This window comes from Armatimonas sp. (assembly GCF_043760365.1).
Classification (GTDB): domain Bacteria; phylum Armatimonadota; class Armatimonadia; order Armatimonadales; family Armatimonadaceae; genus Armatimonas.
On sequence record NZ_JAYUPA010000879.1, the window covers coordinates 1 to 3,041 of the forward strand.

The following is a 3,041-nucleotide window of genomic DNA, read 5'->3' on the forward strand; positions in this document are numbered from 1 at the left end:
GGCATGAACGACAAGGAATTGTTGCGCTCGGTGATGCGCCGCCAGGCAGGGCTGAGCCTGCGGGTGGCGGCGGTCTTTCTGGGGATTATCTTTGTTCTGCCGCTGGTCAATCTCTACGCACCCGCGCTGGCAGCAACCAATGTGGGGGGCTTCTCGCTGACGTGGCTGATTCTCGGTGTCCTCTTTTACCCGATTACCTGGGGGCTCTCGGCGTATTTTATCAAGCGCTCCAATGCACTTGAGGAGACAATTATTCGCGAGCATACGGGAGTGAGCCAATGATCCCTTTACTCTTTGTGATCCTGGTGACCGTCGCCACGGTCGTTCTGGGCATCATTGCCACCAAACGCTCCCAGTCCGCATCGGATTTTTTCGTGGCGGGGCGAAAAGTATCGGTCGGGATGAACGCGTCGGCGATCTCTGGTGAGTATCTGAGCGCGGCGAGCTTTATGGGAGTTGCGGGCCTGGTGCTCAAGAACGGTTACGATGCGCTCTGGTACCCGGTGGGCTACGCGGCGGGATATTTACTGCTTCTGCTCTTTATCGCCGGTCCGCTGCGCCGCTTCGGGGCCTACACGATCCCGGACTTTGCTGAGGGCCGCTTCGACTCACCGCTCTTTCGCAAGATCGCGGTAAGCTTTGTGCTCTTTATTGGCTTCTTCTACACCATGCCCCAGATGAAGGGGGCGGGCGTCACCATGCAGACTATTATGGGGTGGCCGTACTGGGTCGGGATTGCAGTGGTAGGCTCCGTGATTACTTTCAACGTGGCGCTCGGGGGGATGAAGGGCATTACGTTTGTCCAGGCGTTCCAGTACTGGGTCAAGCTCTTCGCCATCTCCGTGCCCGTCTTCGTGCTCATGACGGTCTATGGCGGCTACAGCCAGAAGCTGGGAACCTTCACGGGCGAGCCAAAAGGCATTCCGAAGCTCTCCAAAGACACGACTCTGAAGTTCGCCGGTAAAGATAAAGCTCCCACCAACGCGGTGAGCTTCTCGGCTGTTTCCGAGACAGTCATCACGTTTACCAAAGACACCGAGATTGATAAGATCAGCACGGTGCGAAAGGCCGAGCCGGACGAGGATAAGCTCGATGCAAGCCTCGCCATTTCGCCTAAGCCTGAGGGCGTGATCGCGGCGGGCACGACGCTCACGATCCTCCCGATGCTGGTCACCAAAGACGGTCAGCCGGTTCTCAAAGACGGCAAGGTGGTGCGCACTGCGCCGAAGCTGGAGTTTGCCAAGCCCACGGAGGCGATTATTTCCTCGGGGAGCTTTGTGCCCAACGCGCAGAACAATGCCAAGTGGGGCTCGCCCTACGGAACACTCACCAGCAAGCACGGCTTTCCGGTGCTCTACACCTACTCGCTGATTATCGCGCTGATCTGTGGCACGGCGGGGTTGCCCCATATTCTCGTGCGCTTCTACACCAACCCCGATGGCCGCAGCGCCAAAGCCACGACCTTCTGGGTGATGGTACTGATCGGTGCGTTCTACGCCTTCACCCCGATCTGGGGGGCGCTGGGCCGTGCGGATCTGCCCTCGCTCTACGCAAACAATAAAACCGACTCGGTGGTGATCGCGCTTCCCCGGGCGATTGGTGGCATCTGGGGCGATGTGCTCTCGGGCATTACCAGCGCCGGGGCGTTTGCGGCGTTTATGTCGACGTTTAGCGGCCTGCTCGTCTCGATGAGTGGCGCACTAGCCCATGATATCTACGGCAAGATCCTGAAACCCAAAGCGACTCCTCAGGAGCGCATTCGGATGTTCAAGATTGCCGCCGTGATCTTTGGGGCGGTCGCAATGGCACTGGGCTTACTGGTGGAGAGCTTCGATATCGCGATGCTGGTGGGCTGGGCTTTCGCCATTGCGGCGGCGAGCTACTTCCCGCTTCTTCTCCTCGGGGCGTGGTGGCGCGGGCTGACGATGCCAGGGGCGGCGGCGGGGATGCTCGGGGGCGGCCTGCTCTCGCTCTTTGCCATTATTGCCTTCATGCTCTCGGACAAGAAGATCATCACCATTGACGATCCCTTGACCAAGAGCCTCTGTGAGCAGCCCGCAATCTGGGGTGTCCCACTGGCGCTTATTATTATGTTTGTCGTCTCCAAGCTGACCGCGAGTCAAATTCCGGAGGATGCCGACGCAAAGATGCTGCGCCTGCACGCCCCTGAGGAACTGGGCCACAGCCGCGATTATATCGAGGAGGCGGGGAGTGGGCACTAACAAAGGGAACGAAGACGAGGCAAAACGAAGACGAGGCAACAAGTTGCTCTCGCTAAGGGCTTCGCCGGGCACTCTCCGAGTGCGGATATTCGGTTTCTTGACCCGGAGGGTCACCGGCGAAGCCCTTAGCGAGAGGATGTCCATCCCTCGGAAATGACACACCATGGAAACCGTCGAGGCGCTCCTGCGGCAGCAAGAGGTTTTGCGTGCCGTGATCGAGTCTATTAGCAGTGAGCTGCACCTGCGCCCGCTGCTAACTCGGATCGTGCGCCATGCCTGCGAGCTGATCGGGGCGGATAACGGAACCATTGGGCTGGTGGACGAGCGCCGGGATCTCGTGCGCACCGAGGCGATCTGGTGCATGCCCGAGAGCGAGCTGGGGGCCGAGATGCCGCGCGGGGTCGGGCTGGCGGGGCGCGTGCTGGAGTGTGGGGAGCCGCTGGTCTTGGCGCACTATGGAGAGATTGGCAGTCTGACACAGCCCGCGCTTGCGGCCAACGCCGTGATTGGCATTCCGATCTGGTGGCGAGAGAAGCTGATCGGTTTCTTTGGGATTGGCACGGATGCCACGCGCCAGAGCCGCCAGTTTAATCAGCACGATGTCGAGACCCTGACACTCTTTGCACGCCATGCTGCCATTGCGATTGAGAACGCCCGCCTCTATGCCGCGGCTGAGACTGCGCTGGAGGAGATGGAACTGCTCTATGCCACCAGCACGCGAATCGGGACTGCACTCACGACCCGTGAGCTGGTCGCGGCGTATCTTAACTTAGTGACGACAGGGGGGCGCTTTGCCTGCACCGTGACACGCTACCAACG

The 3,041-nt window shown here is 60.0% G+C and carries 3 protein-coding genes; all 3 read left to right on the forward strand.

Features of this window, described 5'->3' with window-relative positions:
• Nucleotides 1–282, forward strand: a 282-nt coding sequence (locus ACH2EH_RS21840; RefSeq protein ID WP_395145062.1) for a DUF485 domain-containing protein, incomplete at its 5' end; no start/stop codon positions are given.
• A complete protein-coding gene (locus ACH2EH_RS21845) occupies nucleotides 279–2,222 on the forward strand; it encodes a cation acetate symporter (RefSeq protein ID WP_395145064.1) in 1,944 nt (647 codons plus the stop codon). The genes ACH2EH_RS21840 and ACH2EH_RS21845, both read left to right, overlap by 4 nt.
• 163 nt (nucleotides 2,223–2,385) lie before the next feature.
• Nucleotides 2,386–3,041, forward strand: a 656-nt coding sequence (locus ACH2EH_RS21850) for a GAF domain-containing protein (RefSeq protein WP_395145066.1), incomplete at its 3' end; no start/stop codon positions are given.

Bases quoted from the DNA above. Each gene is read 5' to 3' on its own strand.
- ACH2EH_RS21845 (WP_395145064.1), top strand. From the start codon at position 279: ATGATCCCTTTACTCTTTGTGATCCTGGTGACCGTCGCCACGGTCGTT.